Genomic DNA, 20,042 nt, shown 5'->3' on the forward strand with positions numbered 1-20,042 from the left:
AAAAGCTATGACTTCTGAAGATTTTAGAGAAACCAGAACAAATTCAGTATTGGCAACTGTCTTAGGTGTTTTGATGATTCTGCTGGGAATTGCAGCGATCGCAGAACCATTTATTGCCACTATTGCCATCACAATCGTATTCTCCTGGACTTTAATTATTGCTGGCATTGTCCGAATTGTTCATGCATTTCAATCACGTCACAAACGAGGCTTCTGGACAACACTAGTAGTTGGTATTCTATACGTAATTGGTGGGATTTTGTTGATTAGCAACATCTTTGGTGCTGCACTCTCTCTCACCTTAGCTTTTGGATTTATCATTTTTATTGAAGGTGTATTGGAGGTGATTGCAGCATTTCAAATGCGTCGAGATCCAAACTGGGGTTGGGTACTATTTAGCGGGATCATGGCTATTATTCTAGGGATTTTTATTCTCTATCAATGGCCTGTCAGCGCAGTTTGGGTATTGGGAGTATTTGTAGGGATTAATTTTTTGTTGACGGGTGTTTGGATGATCATGCTTTCATTAGCTTCTCGTAGTCTTCCTGACCATAGGGCAAGAGTTTAAAGCAGTTATCAGTTATCAAAGTTTGAGTTGGGGTCTAAATCTCCAACTCAAACGTAGCACGCAATAGTGGTGAGGAACTTTGACTCCCAACTGAAAAACAGTTTACTGTTAACTATTTACTAATTTGTTGAAATAACTTTCGGTTTGATCGAAAATTTTGGGTCTAAAACCCCGTCCTTTAACGAAGTGGAGGACGGCATTACACAGCTATAGGCTTAGTGTAAAATACTTCTATGCTAAACATGACATGGGAATTTAAGTTAAAACCAACTCCAAAGCAGATCGATATCATCGAAGGAATATTTGATGTGTGTCGCAAAGTGTGGAACTTTGCTTTACGCGAAAGAAAGGACTGGTTAAATTCCCGCAAGTCGCCTGTTAACGCTTGTTCCATTGTTCAGGAATACATTCCTGGTGCTGATGAACCATACCCTAGTTACCACACTCAAGCCAAGCGGTTAACTCTTGCCAAAGAGCAATTTCCCCTTCTCAAGCAAGTACATTCGCAAGTCCTCCAACAAGTCTTAAGGACATTGGACAGGGCATTTGAGGACATGAGAGCGAAGAAATTAGGGTTTCCTCGCTTCAAAAATAAATACCGAATGCGGTCAATTGTATTTCCTCAATTGGGCAAAAATCCAATTCAAGGCAGTTTGCTCAAACTACCTCAACTAGGGTGGATTGGTTTACGTTTGTCCCGTCCAATTCCAGAAGGGTTTGAGATTAAACAAGCCAGGATTGTGCGACGGGCATCAGGCTACTTTGTCATGTTGGCATTACAGTTAGATGTATCACTACCAGATACACCAATATCCGATCATCCGCGAGGGTTAGATTTAGGGTTTGATAAGTTTGTAGCCACGAGTGATAACGAACAAATTAATAGACCTCGCTTTTTGCAAACATTACAACGCGAGCTGCAATTGCTGCAACGTAGGTTAAAGCATAAGAAAAAAGGGTCTAATAATCGACACAAACTCAATCGTAAAATAGCGAGAATTCATCAGCGAATTACTGACACGAGGAAAGACTGGCATTTTAAACTGGCTAACCGTCTTTGTGATGGTGCAGGAATGATATTTGTTGAAGACATTGACTTTCGTTGTTGGGCGAGAGGGATGTTTTCAAAACATAGTGCCGACGCTGGTTTTGGACAATTCGTTCACATCCTACAATGGGTGTGTTTTAAGCGAGGTGTATTCTTTGCCAAGGTAGATAAAAACTATACTTCGCAGCAGTGTCCCGAATGTGGGACGCATACGGGCAAGAAGGAATTGAGCCAACGTATTCATTGTTGTCCGGTGTGTTTCTACACTACTTCACGGGATGTAGCGGCAGCACAGGTGGTTAGAAATCGCGGCTTGGAATTAGTTTCCAGTTCTGCGGCAGGTCTTGTCGTGGAAGTAAAACAAAATGTCTGTAGACCGGATGCGGTGGGGACTAGCAGTAACGTTAGTCTAGCTGGCACGGGACGAAGCAGAAAACTCAACAAGTGATTGTTGGGAATCCCCGCACCTTTCAGGTCGGGGAGGATGTCAATGGTGAGCTAGTGCTGCCTCACTGAAATAAGGATAATATGATTACAACAGATAACAAGCACGCTGTTGGAGTATTTACTAACCGTAAAGCAGCGGAGCAATCAGTTAATGAATTGAAAGCCTCAAGCTTTCCAATGGAAAAAGTTGCAATTTTTGCAAGATTTGCAGATCGCATAAATTCTATTGGCGAAGTATCAGTCAGTTCGCGTATCAACAATCAAAGTGTAGATACAACTGGAGCAGTTGGTGACGCTTTAACTACAAGTTTTTTGGGAAGCGTATTAGTTGGTCTTAGCAGTTTGGTACTTCCTGGCGGTATTGGAGTAATAATTGCAGTCGGTTCGGTTGGAACAGCATTTATTATCAGTGTAGCAGGTGTTGCAGTTAGTATTATAGCCACAAATCATTTAGTAAAGGTGCTAGCTAGTTTAGGTATTCCTGAAGACCGAGCTAGACGTTATTGCGATCGCATCCAGTGCTGTGAATATTTACTAGTACTAAAAGGCAAAGATGAGGAGATTCAAAATGCTGAAGTCATTTTGAAGAAGCATGATATTAACTATTGGGGTATCTATGAGCTACCACAGGTTTAAATAAGCCTTCTTGGGTGGCCGCCGAGATACGGATACCGTTGGCGAAATATTGCTTAACAAAAAAACGGTGGATTTACCGTGTATTACTTGGAAAGGTGCTTCTGCGCCTTTGGTGGGTGCAGACCGTGAGAAGAGTCGGCGCGAAAAACAAACACTTGTCTAGCGCTTGTTCGAGAATGTTGCAAGGAGAATCATGGACGACAATCAAGAACGACAAGATTTCGATCTAACCGAAAGCGATGAGCAACTCAGCGCGGACGAAAAAACAATACTTGACGAACTCGGTATTGTCGGTGCTGCTCGCCGAAAATTCTTGGGGCAAAACATGGCTGCGGCACTCGGCACTTTCGCCTTCCACCTGCTGGCTAAAGAGGAGGTCTTTGCCACGCTCGCCGCTTCGCCCGACGCAGTGTTCGCTTCGACCGCTGGGGTGGAAAACGCCGTTAAGGTCCTGTTGAAAATCAACGGCTCTACTCAACGCCTGGAAGTGGATTCGCGCACGGTGCTGCTCGATGCTCTACGCGAAAGACTTGGATTGACCGGCACCAAAAAAGGGTGCGATCAAGGACAGTGCGGTGCTTGTACAGTGATCGTTGACGGACGCCGCGTGCTTTCGTGTCTGACACTTGCCGCGAGCTGCGAGGGAAAAGAGGTGACGACCATCGAAGGGCTGGCTGACGCCGACAATCTTCATCCGATGCAGGCGGCGTTCATCAAACACGACGGCTTCCAGTGCGGCTACTGCACGCCGGGGCAGATATGTTCGGCAGTTGCGCTTTTGCAGGAAGCCAAAAACGGCGACGTGAGTCACGTCACTAACAATTTGCGGACGAGTCCCCAGAATTTAGATATCTCTGATGAAGAAATCAGAGAACGCATGAGCGGCAACATTTGCCGTTGCGGCGCTTATCCAGGAATCGTTGCGGCAATCAGAGAAGTTCATTCCGGGCGCGAAACAGCCCAGACCAGGTATTTTGCAAGCGATGAAGAAATTGCCATTGCATTCAATGAGGGCAAAGCCGATGAAATCGTTTAAATATTCTAGCGCAACCGACGCAGCAAGTGCCGTTGGCACCGTTTCCGCTAATCAAACGGCACAGTTTCTCGCAGGCGGGACAAATTTGATTGATTTGATGAAAGAATACGTCGAGCGTCCCAGCGAACTTGTTGACATCTTAGGTTTGAATCTGGCGGAAATTCGATCGACCTCGAACGGAATTTCTATCGGCGCGTTAGCCAAAAATACTGATACGGCTAACCATGCGCTCGTCCGGCAAAATTACCCGCTTCTGTCAATGGCGATTTTAGCTGGTGCCTCCGTACACCTTCGCAATATGGCGACCAACGGGGGAAATTTAATGCAGCGCACCCGTTGCCAGTATTTTTACGACATCGCTATGCCGTGTAACAAACGCGAGCCTGGCAGCGGATGCGGAGCTATTCAGGGACTCAATCGCATTCATGCCATTTTTGGCTACAGCGATAAATGCGTGGCGACTTACCCAGGCGATATGGCGAATGCGCTTTATGCGCTTGACGCAGTAGTGAGGATTCGCGGCACGAACGGGCAAGAACGCACAATCCCGATCCAGGATTTTCATCGCTTGCCGGGCGACACGCCGGAAAAAGATAACAATCTTCAGCATGGCGAATTGATCGTTGCCATCGAAATGCCGAGGAATAACTTCGCTGACAAGTCTTATTACCTAAAAGTTCGCGATCGCACTTCATATGCTTTCGCACTGCTTGCCGTGGCTGCTGCTTTAGAAACAAGAGGCAACAACATCAAACAGGCACGCGTTGTTTTGGGAAGTGTCGCGCATAAACCTTGGCGTTCAGGCGAAGCGGAAAGAGTTTTGATCGGAAAACCAGCGACGGAAGAAACTTTTCGGGCTGCTGCCGAAGTGGCTTTCAAAGATGCGAAACCGCTTGAACATAACGGTTATAAAGTCGAACTCGGAAAACGCGCCATTGTTCTCGCTTTGCAGCGAGCGATGTCGGGCGGTGTTGCGTAAGTAGGGAGAATAAAAGAAATGGCAAGATACATCGGAAAAGAAATGAGCCGCGTAGACGGCATCGCAAAAGTGACGGGCAAGGCAAAATACGCCGCAGAATTTCAGGTTTCCAATCTCGCTTACGGTTTTATCGTGCTGGGAACCGTAGCAAAGGGCACGATTAAATCAATCGACACGGGTGAGGCTGAACGCGCTGCGGGCGTAATTCGCGTCTTCACGCACCTGAACACACCAAAGCTCGATCCGAAGTTTTCTATGGTGCAGGCTCCGTCGCGCGCTACCGATGAGCAAGACAAGTCGTTTCGGGCGCTCCAGTGCGACAAAATCTTCTTCAATATGCAGCCTGTGGCACTCGTCGTTGCTGAGACATACGAGCAGGCGCGTTATGCGGCACGTCTGGTCAAAGTCTCCTACAACACAGAGCCGCACACGACCGACACCGAGGCGGTGCGAGCGATCGCGCGCGTCCCCACCCAAGCGCCGCCTCTAAAGCCGCGCGGTAATCCGGAAGAGACGATGCGTACAGCGGCGATTGAGACTCAGCCGTTAGTTGTTGAACATACTTTAACGCGCGGTAATCCGGAAGAGACGATGCGTACAGCGGCTGTGAAGGTAGAGGCCGAGTACCGCATTCCTATCGAGCACCACAACCCCATAGAGCCGCACGCGGCCATCGCGGTCTGGCAAGGCGACAAGCTCACGATCTTCGACAAGACGCAGGGGGTCTATGGCGTGCGTGCACATTTGGCTTCGAGCTTCGGCGTGCCTGAGGAAAACGTGAGCGTGCTTTCACCCTTCGTCGGCGGGGCTTTCGGATCGTCGCTGCGCCCGAACTATTATCCGGCGCTGACAGCGATGGCGGCCCGGGAACTCAAACGCCCAGTCAAGGTCGTCTATACGCGCACACAAATGTTCACTGGCCACGGCTATCGTCCGTACACGATTCAGAAGGTCGCGCTCGGCGCAGAGCGATCGGGAAAGCTCTCCACGATGATTCATGAAGTCGTACACAACACCTCCAACATCGAGGAGTTCTCAGACGAAACCACACTTTTCACGCGCCAGGTCTACGCCTGCCCGAACCTCTACGCGCCGCTGAAGATTACCAACACTGACCTCCCCACCCCGACCTGGATGCGTGCACCGGGGGCCGTTAGCGGTATGTTTGCGCTCGAATGCGCGATGGACGAGCTGGCCTACGCGCTCAAGATCGACCCGCTCGAACTACGGCTGATCAACTACGCCGAAGTAGACCCCGAGAGCGGCAAGCCATTTTCGAGTAAGGCGTTGCGGGAGTGCTATCGGCTCGGCGCGGAAAAATTCGGTTGGAAGAAGCGCCAGTTTGAGCCGCGCTCAATGCGCGACGGACGCCTACTCGTCGGTTGGGGTATGGCAACCGGCATCTGGGGCGCTTTCCAGATGCCTGCTGCCGCCCTCATCACGCTGCGGGTGGATGGCACGGCGCAAGTTGCTAGTGCGACCAGTGACATCGGCCCCGGCACCTACACCGTGATGACCGCGATCGCTGCTGAGTATCTGGGGCTGAAGTTGGAGCAGGTGAAATTTGAACTCGGCGACACGAAGTTCCCTCGCTCACCGTCGCAGGGGGGATCTTGGACGACGGCGAGCGTCGGCTCGGCCGTGCGCGGCGCGGCTCTGGCCATCGGCACGAAGTTGCTCGCACTCGCAAACCAGGAACCGAATTCTCCGCTCAAGGGGGCAGCCGCCGCCGATGTCGAGATGCTCGACGGGAGACTGCGACTAAAAAGCGACCCGTCGCGTTTCGTCAATATCTCTGGAGTGATGAAGCGTAATGGTCTCACCGCAATCACGGAAACATTCGAGTCGCGTCCCTCAGAGGAGCGCGAGAAGTATGCGACGTTGGCGCACGGCGCGCAGTTCATTGAAGTGAAGGTCGATCCAGATGTGGGGACTGTCCACGTTACGCGGGCCATTGAAGTGACTGCCAGCGGCAAGATCATGAATCCGAAGGCCTCGCACAGCCAGGAAGTTGGCGGCGTTGTCTGGGGCATCGGCATGGCACTGCAAGAGGCGACTGAAATCGACCATCGTTACGGGCGGATCATGAACCCGAATTTGCAGCACTACCATGTGCCGGTTAATGCCGATATCTTGGAGATCGAAACGATCTTTGTTGAGGAGGACGATAAAATCGTCAATCCGCTCGGTGTTAAAGGCATGGGCGAACTCGGTATGGTCGGAATTCCGGCAGCGATCGCCAATGCGGTTTTTCACGCGACCGGCAAGCGAATCAGAGATTTGCCCATCACGCCTGACAAACTCTTGTAGAATTTGCTGCCGCAAATTTAGCGCTATTACATAGTTTCGTAAGTGAGCAATAACTATATGAACGAGTTACAGCATATCCTGCAAGCATTTGTACATACCCAAAAGTCAGCACAGCGTAGTGCTTTAGCAATGGTAGTACAAACAAGTGGCTCGGTTTATCGCCGACCAGGGGCGAGGATGTTATTGCTTGAAGATGGACAAATGATTAGTGCGATTAGCGGTGGCTGTTTGGAAGGTGATGTTTTTGAACGAGCGCAATCGCTGATGTTTGGCGGTGGTGAACCGATAGTAGTAAGATATGACACTACATCGGATGAAGACATTGTATTTGGCTTTGGGTTGGGGTGTAATGGCGTTGTCGATGTTTTGATTGAATCTTTAGGTGATGAAACTGCTGCGAGCCAAATGTCTTTCATTCAAGATTGTTTGCAGTCTGGGCAAGTGGGAGCGATCGCTACTGTCTTTAAAATAGAGGGAGCGTCAGATATTACAGTTGGTTCTCGAATGATGCTGAAATCAGATGGCACTGTCATCAATCACGTTGCTAATATTTTCATTGCTCAAAAGATAGAAATAGACACTCACCAAGCACTGAGAAAAAAACAAACTTGCGTACAATCATATACTTTACCTCAAGGACGCGTTGATGTGTTGATTGAAGTAATTCATCCATTAGTACCACTGCTCGTATTTGGTTCTGGATATGATACGATTCCCGTGGTGCATTTGGCGAAACATCTGGGTTGGCACGTTACCGTAATTGACGATCGACCAGGGTATTTGAGGGGCGATCGCTTTCCTCAAGTTGACCAAATTCTCTGGTGCGAACTCAATGATGCCCACTCATACAAACATTTGCTGACACCGCAAACTGTAGCAGTTGTCATGACACACCGCTATCTAAGCGACCTAGCATTTCTCAAGACTCTGATTCCGTCCCAGGTGCGTTACCTGGGAGTGTTAGGCCCAAAACGCCGGATGCAAAAATTGTGGGATGATCTGTCTGAAGAAAATATCATTACCACATCTGCACAAGAACAACGAATTTATAACCCTGTAGGACTAGACATTGCTGCGGAAACACCCCAAGAAATCGCCCTGTCCATCGTGGCAGAAATTCAAGCTGTAATTGGCGGACGTAGGGGTAGTTTCTTGCGCGATCGCCCAGGCTCGATCCATTCTCTCTTAGAGCAACCATGTCTAACATTGGCATTATAATTTTGGCAGCAGGCGCTTCCACAAGGCTTGGTCAGCCTAAACAGATCCTAGCTTACCAAGGTAAATCACTAATTCGACATATCACGGAGGCGGCGATTAATTCTCAGTGTCGGCCAGTTGTTGTTGTGTTGGGTGCTTACGTCGAAACTATTGAGCCGCATCTGAGAAATTTAGATATCCACATTGTTTATAACCAAAAATGGTCAACTGGTATGGCCAGTTCCATTCGATGTGGACTAAATGCCATTGGGGCGATCGCATCTGAGATTGAAGCGATCGTACTGATGTTATGCGATCAACCGTTTGTTTCCTCCGACCTGATTAATCAACTTGTTACAAGATATCAAGCTACAAATTCGATGATAGTTGCTTCGGAATACGCGGGTATCCTTGGTGTTCCTACTATATTTCACAAAACGTTATTTTCAGAACTAGCTCTTCTTCAGGATGATATCGGTGCTAGAAAAATCATTCGTCAGCATTATTCAAACTGTTCAAGCATTTGTTTTGCTGAGGGAGTTATTGATGTAGATACTCTTGAGGATTATGAACAACTTCACAAGCATCATCGTTAACAAGTTAAGCTTTAGGGCTATTAGTCAATAAGCAAAAGTACGCAATAGACAGTAAGTAAAGGTGCCAAATCTGCTGATGGTTTAACTATTGGTATTCTTCCAGGTGAAAATCAGGATGGTATGTCCTCTTGGGTGGATATTGCTATTTTCACAGACATGGGTAATTCTAGAAACAATATTAACGTTCTTACCAGTGATGTGGTAATTGCTTGCGGAATGGGTGCAGGAACTGCTTCAGAAATTGCTCTAGCTTTAAAGGCAAATAAGCAAGTAATTTTGTTGAATAATGATCAAGAAAGTAAACTTTTCTTTAAAAAACTGTCGCCAGAAAATGTTTATATTGTGGAGAGTGTGGAGCAGGCAATCGCTACTGCCAAAATAATTTTATCTTAGTTACGAATTAGTGTATCAGTAAAGTCTTCTCAAATTGGGAGCCCCTCGAATTGATTGGGTTTGAATTCCCATCTGTTGCTTTAGCTTACCGAAATTTAAATTATATTCCGGATCAGACTGCTTCAAGGGAGTGTATGTATAAAAAAGAGAACTACATTCCCAGATGATTAACCAAATTACCGCTTTAGAATCCTGTTGGCATATTTCTCCTGAGTGGGGTCAGACCGTGCCTCCAGTAGCAGTAAGAATGTTAGAAAAAGTTTTGTTGCCAATCTCAGACTTGTCAGGCTACTGCTGTGGTGTTTTGTGGGAAAAACAGGAATGGATTTATGCAATTGTTTGCCAGAATGAAACTCTCTACTTAGCTGAACAAGAATTTCATCCAACAAATGTACTAGAAAAGCCCATTGTTTCCACTCCAGCCTTTGAATTGGGGGACATAGTTGAGGTTGATTTCGGTGAACAGCCGACACGCCGTGTTATTCAAGGAATTTTTAGCCTCAAAGATAATTGGCTTTATGGGGTAGAGTGCCCGGATTTCTCACAAACTCAGAAAAAAGCGGAGTTTAAAACTGCTAAAATGTATATATGGTAGGCATTTCAGCAATTTCAACCGATGAATCGACCCGCAACGCGATCGCTCTCAAAACAGTTCAGATTTGAACAGCCAAAATCACCTCCAGTCGTAGTTAATTTCAATGGAGGGCTGGTAACATCCGATGCAGGTTTAAGCTTAATTGCTGAAATAGACAGAAAACTGCAAATCACATCACAGTTTGCACAGTGTTTCCAAGATTACCGAAAGCCAAATCGAGTTGACCATTCGATAGAAAGCTTAACTAAGCAACGAATATATGGGCTGGTCATGGGTTATGAAGACTTGAATGACCACGAGGAATTACGCCATGATCCAATGTTTGCTTTAGCATTAGGGAAAAGAATTGGACTAGAGAATGAGCCAGCAAGATTGGCAGGAAAAAGTACATTAAATCGTCTTGAGCATTGTCCTGAAGATGTAGAACAAGGAGCAGAGAGTCGTTATCATAAAATAGGGCATTCTTCAGCAGAAATTGAAAGTCTATTTGTAAATATATTTTTAAAATCCTACTCAAAAGAACCACGAAAAATTATTTTGGACTTAGATGTAACTGATGATTTAGTACATGGCAATCAGGAGCAAGTTTTTTTCAATTCTTATTATGGAGGATATTGCTATGCTCCACTTTATATTTTTTGTGGGAAACACTTATTAGCAGCCAAACTTCGCCCTTCTAATGTAGATCCAGCATTTGGGGCGTTAGAAGAGTTGCAGAGAGTTATTAAACAAATACGTCAACATTGGCAGAATGTTGAAATTTTAGTACGAGGAGATAGTGCCTATTCCAGAGACGATATAATGACATGGTGTGAGTCGCAGACTGGAGTTGACTACGTTTTTGGATTGGCGCGAAACAGCCGTTTAATTCAAATGGCTACGGCGACTCAAAATAGAGCATCGCTTGAGTTTGAGCATAAGTTATCAACAGTAATTTCATTCTTAGAAACTCTATTTAAACCAGATGAACAAATTTCTGAACTTGCTTGTGACCTGATTGATAACTCAATTTGGCATAAGTCGTTAGACTATCAGACTCGTGAATCTTGGAGTCGTAGTCGTCGTGTTGAATGCACAGGTTGAATATGGAATGAAGGGGAATAATACTCGTTTTGTTGTTACTTCTTTGACTATCAATAAAGTACCTCCTGGTCAACTCTACAGACAAAAATATTGTCAGCGAGGGAAGATGGAAAATCGCTTCAAGGAACAACAACTTGAGCTTTTTAGCGATAGAACAAGTACTCATACATTTGCGGGAAATCAGTTACGTTTATGGTTTTCTTCTCTTGCTTACGTCTTGATGAATGCATTGCGGTCACAATGTTTAGCCAAAACCGAATTAAAAAATTCTCAAGTTGGGACTATTCGGACAAAATTATTGAAGTTAGGAGCCTTAATTACTATAAGCTCACGGCGAATTTTAATTGCGATTACTAGCTCAAGTCCTGTAAAACATATCTTTGCTGCTGCTTACAGATGCTTAAAAATGCTCCCAAATACTGCTTAATTGCGAGTTAAGCAGTATTTCACCTTCTCTCTAATAATATTTCTGGCTTGGTTTGATTCAAGCCTTGTTTTGGATGCTTAATTTTATGAACAGAGTGTTTTAATCTCAGCATAAGCAAAAATCTTAGTAGCTGTTTTAGCTTGACACTTGCTATTTTGTACTTACTTTGTTTACCATCATAAATTTCAATTGATGATGTATCAAAAAATGTCTTATATCAAGCGATGTGAATTGATTTTTTATTGTTTGTGAGAAATTTGCGGAGTGGCGCTCTCCAATTTTAGAAGAAGTGTCTGCCCAAAGCAGAACAATATGGCTTGCTGATGTTGATTTAGTCAATGTTAGTGGAATGGCACTAAGAAAAACTGAAAGCTCGTCTGGGCTGGGTGTTGGGGGTAGGGTGTTGGGTGTAGGGAAAGATCAAGAAAAGTAAATATGAGTGGGGATAGAAATAAATTTTTTCCTCACTACACCCAACACCCGACACCCAAAAGCCTCATATATAGTGGGTTTGCCGTTATCTTAGTGCCATTCGGCTGTGTGGGCAAGGCTTGCGTTAGCGCATACCGGAGAGGCGTGGAGATAGTCGGGACGGCGGGGAAAACCTATGAATCCTGACTGTGCTACTTCTTGAACTGTTAGCTGGACGACTCTACAACCATACTCGCTGAAGTTGCGGTGATGAGTTTTGGCGATCGCTCGGCTCAATTCTGGTTTAGTTGGATCGAATTCCACCGCGATGACTGGACGAATTCCGGCTTCGACCATCCCCGCTTCAATGCCGCCGCCGCCCGCGAAAAGTACTACAGCGATCGGGGCATCATCTGGAAGAACTGGTTTTAATTTTGTGTTATCAAAATTTTTGCAGACATCTAATTTTGGTGATGTCTTTTCGGTTTTCGCTTTTTTGATAAAGGCGATGATGTCTTCTCTTGTCGCTCCCTGTTGGTGCAAAGAGCGAATCATACTAACAGCACCGCAAGGAATTGAACCAATGCTTCGCCCTTTCCATATCCCTCCCACTTTCTCTTCCCAGTTAAAACCCCAACGCCAATGCCGAGAGTTATCTGGGTCGCGTTCACCTATAACTCGTGGGTAAAAAGCAATTGAACCATCAAGTAGCTTTTTCTTTTCGAGGTACTGATAGAGGCATCCTTGACTACGAAGTTGTTGACCTTTAAGGTTGTCCTCTAAGAATTTTTCGGGTATTGCACAAGACATAAACATTACTGGTTCAGTTCAGCCAGGACGTGCATGAGTTAGTGGAATGTTGAGGAGTATAGCCGTTTGGGTTTGGAGCGATGCCTCCGGCAACGTCAAGGACGAACGCCCATGCAAGTCATATAGCAGTCACTTCTCTCACCAAATCATCAGGCACTTCAAAAAGCCCCAGTTGTCCGATGTAAGGAATCGGCGTGATTTCTCGCGGGTTATCTAACTGCCAGTGGTATTGCTCAGCCATCCCCCAACCAGACGCAACTTGTGAAAACTGGCAATCAACTATTGTGACAATACCAATAACTTGACCGCGACGTAGAGAGATTAATTCTGGGATGGCTACCCCCATGCTTTGGCAAAATTCTCTCGCTAGCTGGTAATCTTTTTTAGTACAAGTTTTTGCAGCGTGAATCAGAATGTCGCCGCGATAGTGAATAGGCCAGCCACGATTCTCTATGTTTTTGAGAGCATAAATAATTGCCCATGCCCAGGGTTGCCTGACTGAAAGTGCTTTCACGGTGTTTTAAAACTCCAGTAATTGAATGTATGCGTCTAATGCTGCGATCGCTGGATGTAGATGTGGCTGTGAACGCAGTCCGTTGCAGATTGTGGCAATAGTCCCAAGCTCTGTAAAGCTGAAGCTGATACTGGACTGTCTAGCCGCACAGTGATAAATAATCGTTAGTAGCACAAAATTCAACAATTGAATTGTAAGATCACGTCCATTAGCTAAATGTGTTTCTAAATTCTCAGTAATAATTAGGCGACTGGCAGTGAGAGAATTGCACTTTTCAACATCTGGTAAAATTCGGAGCTTGAACTTGTAATCGCGCTCAGTAGATAAACATTCATCAGGGGCAAGAGTTGCCCATTTATGGAAGAGTTGTTGGATAGTTGTACTCATAAAGTCTGTAGTTGTGAGTTTCTGCGAGAATAGAAAGAGAAAGGAGGGATTATGACAAACGCTTTTCCGCCGGAAGATATCAGTGCAAGGTTTGATAATATTGATACTCGTCTAGAAGAGATAGGTGACGAACTGGAAATGCTATAGGACAGTACAAAATGCTAACAGGCGGGAAACAAGGGGCAACTCCCAAACCATTGCAAGATTAGAGCGTACTATTAGAGAATTGGCTGACATTGCGCGTCTGCATCAGGAAGGATTACGTGCTGCTCAAAGAGATGCTGAACGTGACCGTCAAACCATAAGGGAAACTGAAATTCAAGCTGACCGCGATCGAGAAGTTTTACTTGCTTCCTTGCTTCAAGCAGAGCGCGATCGTCAAGCTTTTCAAGAAGAAATCCGCAGAATTTGGGAGTATCTGCGTGACCGAAATGGTGGCAGTAGTACACCCAATTGAGATTCATCGAGTTACAGGGGAGTATTCTCATATACCTAAAACTGCCGATGACGCACTAAGTTTTTGAATTTGGTAAACTGGTTATCAAATAGCAGTTTGACTGTACCAGTAGGGCCATTTCTTTGCTTGCGGACAATTAACTCTGAAATGCCACGGTCAGGAGAATCGGGATTATGAACCTCGTCACGGTAGAGCATAATCACAACATCACTGTCCTGTTCCACTGCCCCACTGTCTCGAAGATCACTCAGTATAGGGCGTTTGTCATTACGGTGTTCGACTTCCCGGCTTAACTGAGATAAGGCTAGGACTGGAACATCAAGATCCTTAGCTAATTTCTTCAGTCCTCGGCTGATTTGACCGACTCTCTGGGTCATGTTCATTCTGGAATCAGTACCCTCGGACATCAACTGTAAATAATCTACAATAACCAGCCCAACACCACCATGTGTGGCTGAGATTTTTCGGACTTGGCTACGAATTTCATTCATTGTGGGGCAGGAATTATCATTGATAAAAATCCCTTGTTCGGAAAGTTGTGCTACGGCCTGACTCAGGGGTTGCCACTGATTGTTAGAGAGCCGCCCGGTTTCGAGTAAGCTGTTCTCAATACCGGACTCACTTGATAAGAATCTCTGCACATATTCTTCGCGGCTCATTTCCAAACTGAAAACAGCTACAGGTAATCTTTGGGATTGAGCGACATTAAGAGCTAAGTTACCAGCGAGGGCAGACTTACCCACAGATGGACGAGCAGCGAGTATATACAGGCGTTTGGGGCGAAAGCCACCACCGAGTAAACCATCCAAATCATAGAATCCGGTAGAAATGGCGGGACTAGATGTACCAGCGTGGCGGGACTCGATTTCTTGGTAAGCGTCAACCAAACAGTCAGAAATATGAATCAGGTCATCATGAGAGCGCTGTTGTGTGACACTGAAAACTTTTTGTTCAGCAGCGTCAAGAATCAGTGGTAATTCAGTTTCAGTTTCATAACCGAGATGTAGAATCTCATTTGCTGCTTTGATTAATTGTCGGCGGTGGTATTTTTCCATTACCAATTCTGCCAGAGCGTCGATGTTGATGGCTGAAACTGTACGGTCAATGAGTGTAGCCAATTTATCTCGACCACCAACACGAAACAAAAGCCCATTATCAGTTAGCCAACTGGTTACAGAGAGCAAATCTGTGGGTCTGCTTTGTGTATGGAGGCGCAGCGCAGCTTGGTAAATGTCTTTGTGGGAGGAGATGTAAAATGCTTCGGGGATTAAGCGATCTACAATTCTGCTCATGGCATCTGGGTCAAGCATAATCCCACCAAGTATTACTTCTTCTGCCTCAATGTTTTGTGGGGGTAAGCGGTCTACAGTGGTGGATTGAAAATTCAATTGTTCTGTCATATATCCTCGTTAGGCGGCTTGTTGATGATATAAATGGGCATATATTTGGGGATAATTGAGGGATAGCCAATTTAACCAACCATCAGTAGCTCCTGTACTTTCTTGGTCATAGCGGGTACGGAAAGAGGCGATCGCCTGCTCTGCTCCTTGGCGATCTCCAAGGTCAAGTAATTCGCAGAATGTGGCTTTATGCCAATCAAGAGAACGGTTAGCGAAATAGCCGATGGGTTGCTTTTCATTGAGTTTTTCTTGTTTTGTTGGTGATGATGTAGCTTCTGGTTCAGAAACTTGTGACCAATAGCCCATTAATTCTTCTAACCCGGCTTTAGAGCTTTCTAGGTTACCAATTGACTTGAGAACTGTGGGAATTTTCTCTTGCCAAGATTCACTCTGACTCCATTTAGCCCTGTGTTTGGCGATCAACTCCACCAGTCGGCGATCGCAAGTTTGGTAAATCTTGTCCCTGGTAGCAGTACGCCAGGGGAAGCGCCAACTACGCATTTTAATTTCTGTCCTGTACACAGCAGGCAACGAGTCAGTTGCCATGATGCTTGGATCTACTAAAACCATGTCAATCAAGTCTTCAATCGACTGGAATTTTGGTTGTTTCGGCCTGTTCGATTGTTCGTTTTTATCGAACGACACCGCCGCAATAGTTGGTCTACAAGAAGGGTTATCGGTTTGTTGCTTATACTCGGATTTATTTAACAACGAAGTGGAAAGTTTTGGGGTTGCTTCTTCTAAGCTTGGTTTTTCTGGGGTTGGTTCTTCAAGTTCAATTCTTTCGGTTGTTAAATCAAGTTCTTCTTTTTCACACACACTCTCTTGGGTGGGGGGCGCGGGTAGCGGAGCTAGGGGCGCATTGTGTGTAATCTCTGAAGTAATCTCTGAAGTAATCTCTGTATATATAGATATATTGCCCCGATCTGGCATTACAGTATGTCCTTCTGGGGCAATATAGCCTGTCATATTGGAGCATTCTGTATTGGATGAAGAGGGCAATATATATTGCTCTTGAGGGGCATTATATATTGCTCTTGATGGGCATTCTATATTGGACAAATTGGGCATTATGCTGGGTTTTTGCTCGGCATCATCCTGAGATTTTTTTGTTTTTCGAGTCCAAGATGAAGTAATTTCTTGAATTGGTAGCTCAATATTGTTCATGAAAGCTGACCAACGTTGATTAAGAGCGTCTTTATCCAACCAAAACTCTAAGCGTCTGGGACATCCTTTGAACTGCTCTTTGAGTAAACCCCTAGCTTTGAGAGATTTTCGGGCCGATTCTTGTTCCTTCCTAGTGAGTCCAGTTTCTTGTTCAATTTCTATTTGAGTTTTGTAAATCCAACCCTGATCATCTTTCTGTTTGCCCAACCAATAATACATTTGGCATAAAAAAAGGTTTGGTAACACACCCCCAGTAACAGCAACCAGCTTTGGGTAATAAGCAACTGGGTTTCCGAGGTCTTTTAAGAAATCTGTTAGTCTCATAACTTTCCCTTTATAAAGCGGTGGGATGTACTAGGATTTTGCTTTAATTACGCACTGGTAAAGGAAATTCTTGCAATTTTAGATGTTGGGGAAATTCTTCGATTTCGCCACCCTTACGATCGCGGGTTTTAAATCGCTGTCCCTGGTAGTAAGCATTCGCCCCCAACTGCTTGACAAAGACAGGGGTTTTTGACTCACTGCACTGTTGGACGATAGACTCAATCCATTCGATGTGGCATGGTCTAGAGTCTGGCCCTGATTCACCACCGATAATAAGCCACTGGGCATTATTCAAATATTGGCTAATATCGCCCAAATCTTTTAGTAATGGCTCAACTGACCAAAACCTAACAATGGCTGGAATTTGGGCAATGAATTGACTACGTTCTTCAAGAGTGTGACGATTCTCTATAGAAGTTCCAACCCAAATATTAGAAGGTAATTCTTCTAGCCCATGATTAGAAAGCCATTCATCTACAGATGACAACATAATTTCTGGGCGCTTGGTGAGGATTTGGAATATCTGCTTTGGTGCTACGAACATTCCGTCTAATATTTCATGTTGCCAAAAACGTGGAACCCACTCACCAAAAACATCGGTCATAGAAGCGACAAAATGCCTTCTACTTTTCCTTTGAAAGCCCCATTTCCGAATAGCTTCTGTATCAAGTATTAGTTCTGGTGGTTGCCCAGAGTAGGGCAGTTTGTTTCCACCGAAGAAAGAATTTTGATTCAGCTTTTCGCTATAGCAATTTTTACACCCCTCTGAGATTTTTTGACACCACCAACCGCCGACTTTAGCACGGATGATATTATCTGTTAAGTCTGTCCATTCTATGTTTGTTGGCATAAACACCTCTGAAATTTGAAATTAGACAATACATTTGAAAATGGCAAATAAAACACCTCTTACTGAATACGATTCTCCTTGGAAGCAGATACTACAGTTGTATTTCCAAGATTTCATGTTGTTCTTTTTTCCCCAAGCGCATAGTGAAATTGATTGGAGTCGTGGTTTTGTATTTCTTGATCAGGAGCTACAACAGGTAGTCAGAGATGCGGAGTTAGGAAAGCGATTAATTGACAAATTGGTGAAAATTTACCGCATTGGGGGTGAAGAATCTTGGCTATTGATCCATGTCGAAGTTCAAAGCCAGGAAGAAAGCGATTTCCCGAAACGTATGTTTGTATACAACTATCGAATTTTTGACCGTTATGATCGCTCTGTTGCATCATGTGCGATACTGGGGGATGACAACATCAACTGGCGACCATCGCAGTTTAGGTACGATTTGTTTGGTTGTACAGTTGATTTTCAGTTTCCTGTAATCAAGCTGCTAGACTATCAACAAAGGTTGTCGGAGCTAGAAGCCAGTCGTAACCCCTTTGCTACAGTTGTAATGGCTCACTTGGCAGCAGTGCAAACCCGCAGTAATAGGTCGCAAAGGAAACAATCAAAACTGAATTTAGTGCGTCGGTTGTATGAGCAAGGGTTTGAACGCGAGGCTGTTGTTAACCTTTTGGCTTTTATTGACTGGATGTTGACGCTACCATTAGATTTAGAGCGAGAATTTCAACGGGAAGTAGAACAATTAGAGGCAGAACAACGTATGCAGTACGTGACATCATTTGAGCGAATTGCCCGAATGGAAGAATTGGTAGAAGCAATAAAATTAGGCTTGGAACTCAAGTTTGGCCCTGAAGCATTAAACCTAGTGCCAGAAATTTCATCGTTGGAAGACGTTGAACTATTAAGAGCAGTGAGAAATGGGATAAAAACAGCAACTACAGTCGATGAATTGCGTCAAATATACCAGTCCTCTACAACTGACAATCTGCCAGAAAATTAGCATTGAAGAATTTAATATTTAGTTTTCTAGGTTCAGTACACTTTAAGTGCTTAAATTAGCTCTAATTAAGCACTTAACGAAGTATCTCCATCACGTTCCTCAACAGGCTGATCAAACTTCAGAGCCTCATCACCCCAACAATCCCAGCCAATTCTAGACGAACGTGCGAACATCTCCAGCTTGGTCATATCAGGACACAGCTTTTCTACAAGTTCAAAGAACTGTTCCGGCTTACGTGAATGCTCACGACGAGGTGAGTGTAAAATGCTTGACTGGTTTGTGAGTGTCCGTCCAGCAAAAGCTTTCACATTCCCACGAACAGCCAAAGCGCAATGTTCAGTTGAATTCCGCAACCAATGACCGACACCTAGATGTGTTTTAGTGTTATCCTTGGTAACTTTTTCCCAAGTCAAAATAGTCTTGAGTTCAAATCCCCATGTTTGCAAGCATTGAGCCGCTTCAATCATGTGATTGTTGGTGAACCAAAGCCAAAGAACTGACCCCGTGCAATCGCTTAAGTCTGTAACAGGCAATGACAGTATTTCTTCTATGTGCATTGGCTTGTAGTTAATGCGGTTTCGGTGAGTTTTATCCTGATTTCTCAGCCGATAGAACCAGGGAGGGTCAATCACGATGCACTGGTATTGACCTTCTAATGTTGTTAGTCTCATGTTTAACTCCTGTTATTTTCAAACTTGTTCTGGAAATTCAATGTGGCTTAAAGTCTGAAGTTCAACAGCTAATCCGCTTAAGAAACTTTGGAGTTCGACTGTTGCCAATTCTTTAGATATCTCTTTTTCTGATATGTAAATAAGTTGCTTGGAATTCCCCAAATAAACTTCTGTACGAGTCAAGTTTTGTTCTGTGTCAGTTAATAGAGTTAAGCTGAATCTCCCAAGTTTGCAGAAGTAATACGCACGGTTATCACAAGGGTTGCCTTGATGCCAAGTAATATAAGGTTTTGAATCAATGTGAGCGCTAATAGATTCAAAATCAACGTGGAAAATGTTCATCTCATTTAGCATTTCACCACTGTTATAGCGGTCTACAATGTGCTGGCTAATTGCTGTTACTGCTAAACCGTTAGGAATATTAATGTGGGCTTCCGATGTAACTTTTTCAACTACTGTAACTATGGCTTTCATTGTTGTTCCCCTAGAGATACAATGAGTGTTTTAGTGTGGTGATTGTTACTTATTGAGCGGCAATCGCTTTTTATTTTGATTGTTAGAAATCCTAACGAAGTGACGACACTTTCTAAGATGTGTATTATTTGCTAGAGAAGTCATCTTTGTAACAAATGATGTCAGAAGACTGTTAGTTGCTTGACTCCATAGAAGAGAAACTTTTAATGTTATTGGTAATATTCGATGCTTTAGCAATAACTTGCGTCTTTAAATTAGCGAA

21 protein-coding genes and 2 pseudogenes are annotated in these 20,042 nt (G+C 44.6%); 15 read left to right on the top strand and 8 right to left on the bottom strand.

What is annotated here, in order from left to right; translation table 11 throughout:
• The first annotated feature begins 7 nt into the window (after positions 1-7).
• From ACWATR_RS32855 to ACWATR_RS32915, 13 genes and pseudogenes are all read left to right on the top strand, one after another.
• Complete coding sequence (locus ACWATR_RS32855) at positions 8-568, top strand: HdeD family acid-resistance protein (RefSeq protein WP_460342253.1); 561 nt, start codon at positions 8-10, stop codon at positions 566-568.
• A 233-nt stretch (positions 569-801) separates the two neighbouring features.
• On the top strand, positions 802-2,064 hold the full coding sequence (locus ACWATR_RS32860) for an RNA-guided endonuclease InsQ/TnpB family protein (protein ID WP_460342256.1): 1,263 nt from the start codon (positions 802-804) through the stop codon (positions 2,062-2,064).
• Positions 2,065-2,144: 80 nt separating this feature from the next.
• Positions 2,145-2,699: a general stress protein gene (locus ACWATR_RS32865; RefSeq protein ID WP_460342259.1), complete on the top strand. Its 555-nt coding sequence runs from the start codon at positions 2,145-2,147 to the stop codon at positions 2,697-2,699.
• A 10-nt stretch (positions 2,700-2,709) separates the two neighbouring features.
• Positions 2,710-2,862 carry a hypothetical protein gene (locus tag ACWATR_RS32870; protein ID WP_179075963.1) on the top strand — a complete coding sequence of 51 codons (153 nt, stop codon included), beginning with the start codon at positions 2,710-2,712 and terminating at the stop codon, positions 2,860-2,862.
• Between the two features lie 30 nt (positions 2,863-2,892).
• Positions 2,893-3,735, top strand: coding sequence for a 2Fe-2S iron-sulfur cluster-binding protein (locus tag ACWATR_RS32875; protein ID WP_460342263.1), 843 nt, complete (start codon positions 2,893-2,895; stop codon positions 3,733-3,735).
• The gene (locus ACWATR_RS32880) at positions 3,722-4,714 is read left to right on the top strand and encodes an FAD binding domain-containing protein (protein ID WP_460342266.1); all 993 of its coding nucleotides are present in this window, start codon (positions 3,722-3,724) and stop codon (positions 4,712-4,714) included. The genes ACWATR_RS32875 and ACWATR_RS32880 overlap by 14 nt, the downstream gene beginning before the upstream one ends.
• An 18-nt stretch (positions 4,715-4,732) precedes the next feature.
• A complete protein-coding gene (locus tag ACWATR_RS32885; protein WP_460342269.1) occupies positions 4,733-7,024 on the top strand; it encodes a xanthine dehydrogenase family protein molybdopterin-binding subunit in 2,292 nt (763 codons plus the stop codon).
• A gap of 57 nt (positions 7,025-7,081) precedes the next feature.
• The gene (locus ACWATR_RS32890; RefSeq protein WP_460342272.1) at positions 7,082-8,242 is read left to right on the top strand and encodes an XdhC family protein; all 1,161 of its coding nucleotides are present in this window, start codon (positions 7,082-7,084) and stop codon (positions 8,240-8,242) included.
• Positions 8,221-8,817 (top strand): nucleotidyltransferase family protein, encoded by a 597-nt coding sequence (locus ACWATR_RS32895; protein WP_460342275.1) that lies wholly within the window; start codon positions 8,221-8,223, stop codon positions 8,815-8,817. The genes ACWATR_RS32890 and ACWATR_RS32895 overlap by 22 nt, the downstream gene beginning before the upstream one ends.
• A 63-nt stretch (positions 8,818-8,880) precedes the next feature.
• Positions 8,881-9,210, top strand: a pseudogene (locus tag ACWATR_RS32900) (SLOG cluster 4 domain-containing protein); the annotation flags it as partial.
• Between the two features lie 163 nt (positions 9,211-9,373).
• On the top strand, positions 9,374-9,805 hold the full coding sequence (locus ACWATR_RS32905; protein WP_460342278.1) for a DUF1392 family protein: 432 nt from the start codon (positions 9,374-9,376) through the stop codon (positions 9,803-9,805).
• 21 nt (positions 9,806-9,826) lie between these two features.
• Positions 9,827-11,315, top strand: a pseudogene (locus ACWATR_RS32910) (IS1380 family transposase).
• Between the two features lie 289 nt (positions 11,316-11,604).
• Complete coding sequence (locus ACWATR_RS32915) at positions 11,605-11,748, top strand: hypothetical protein (RefSeq protein ID WP_460342281.1); 144 nt, start codon at positions 11,605-11,607, stop codon at positions 11,746-11,748.
• Between the two features lie 89 nt (positions 11,749-11,837).
• Here ACWATR_RS32915 and ACWATR_RS32920 read toward each other — a convergent pair whose 3' ends face one another.
• From ACWATR_RS32920 to ACWATR_RS32930, 3 genes are all read right to left on the bottom strand, one after another.
• Positions 11,838-12,536 (bottom strand): hypothetical protein, encoded by a 699-nt coding sequence (locus ACWATR_RS32920; protein ID WP_460342284.1) that lies wholly within the window; start codon positions 12,534-12,536, stop codon positions 11,838-11,840.
• A 118-nt stretch (positions 12,537-12,654) separates the two neighbouring features.
• Positions 12,655-13,050, bottom strand: a complete 396-nt coding sequence (locus ACWATR_RS32925) for an ASCH domain-containing protein (RefSeq protein ID WP_460342287.1) — start codon at positions 13,048-13,050, stop codon at positions 12,655-12,657.
• A gap of 6 nt (positions 13,051-13,056) precedes the next feature.
• Entirely contained in the window at positions 13,057-13,437 is a 381-nt protein-coding gene (locus tag ACWATR_RS32930) for a hypothetical protein (protein ID WP_460342290.1), read from the bottom strand.
• 124 nt (positions 13,438-13,561) lie between these two features.
• On the opposite strand from ACWATR_RS32930, the gene ACWATR_RS32935 reads away from it, so the two are divergent.
• Positions 13,562-13,894: a hypothetical protein gene (locus ACWATR_RS32935; protein WP_460342293.1), complete on the top strand. Its 333-nt coding sequence runs from the start codon at positions 13,562-13,564 to the stop codon at positions 13,892-13,894.
• A 35-nt stretch (positions 13,895-13,929) separates the two neighbouring features.
• On the opposite strand, the gene dnaB is transcribed toward ACWATR_RS32935, so the two are convergent.
• From dnaB to ACWATR_RS32950, 3 genes are read right to left on the bottom strand one after another with little or no spacing between them, the layout of a single operon-like run.
• A complete protein-coding gene (dnaB, locus tag ACWATR_RS32940; protein ID WP_460342296.1) occupies positions 13,930-15,294 on the bottom strand; it encodes a replicative DNA helicase in 1,365 nt (454 codons plus the stop codon).
• A gap of 9 nt (positions 15,295-15,303) precedes the next feature.
• Entirely contained in the window at positions 15,304-16,785 is a 1,482-nt protein-coding gene (locus ACWATR_RS32945) for a hypothetical protein (protein WP_460342299.1), read from the bottom strand.
• Between the two features lie 43 nt (positions 16,786-16,828).
• On the bottom strand, positions 16,829-17,635 hold the full coding sequence (locus ACWATR_RS32950; protein WP_460342302.1) for a DUF5131 family protein: 807 nt from the start codon (positions 17,633-17,635) through the stop codon (positions 16,829-16,831).
• A 40-nt stretch (positions 17,636-17,675) separates the two neighbouring features.
• Between ACWATR_RS32950 and ACWATR_RS32955 the strand changes: the two genes are divergently transcribed.
• Positions 17,676-18,635 (top strand): RpnC/YadD family protein, encoded by a 960-nt coding sequence (locus tag ACWATR_RS32955; RefSeq protein ID WP_460342305.1) that lies wholly within the window; start codon positions 17,676-17,678, stop codon positions 18,633-18,635.
• Between the two features lie 65 nt (positions 18,636-18,700).
• Here the strand turns inward: ACWATR_RS32955 and ACWATR_RS32960 are convergent, their stop codons facing one another.
• Both ACWATR_RS32960 and ACWATR_RS32965 read right to left on the bottom strand, forming a co-directional pair.
• Positions 18,701-19,306 carry an MT-A70 family methyltransferase gene (locus ACWATR_RS32960; RefSeq protein ID WP_460342308.1) on the bottom strand — a complete coding sequence of 202 codons (606 nt, stop codon included), beginning with the start codon at positions 19,304-19,306 and terminating at the stop codon, positions 18,701-18,703.
• 18 nt (positions 19,307-19,324) lie between these two features.
• Positions 19,325-19,780, bottom strand: coding sequence for a hypothetical protein (locus ACWATR_RS32965; protein WP_460342311.1), 456 nt, complete (start codon positions 19,778-19,780; stop codon positions 19,325-19,327).
• Between the last annotated feature and the right edge of the window lie 262 nt (positions 19,781-20,042).

The sequence above is a fragment of the Nostoc sp. UIC 10890 genome, from assembly GCF_054786515.1.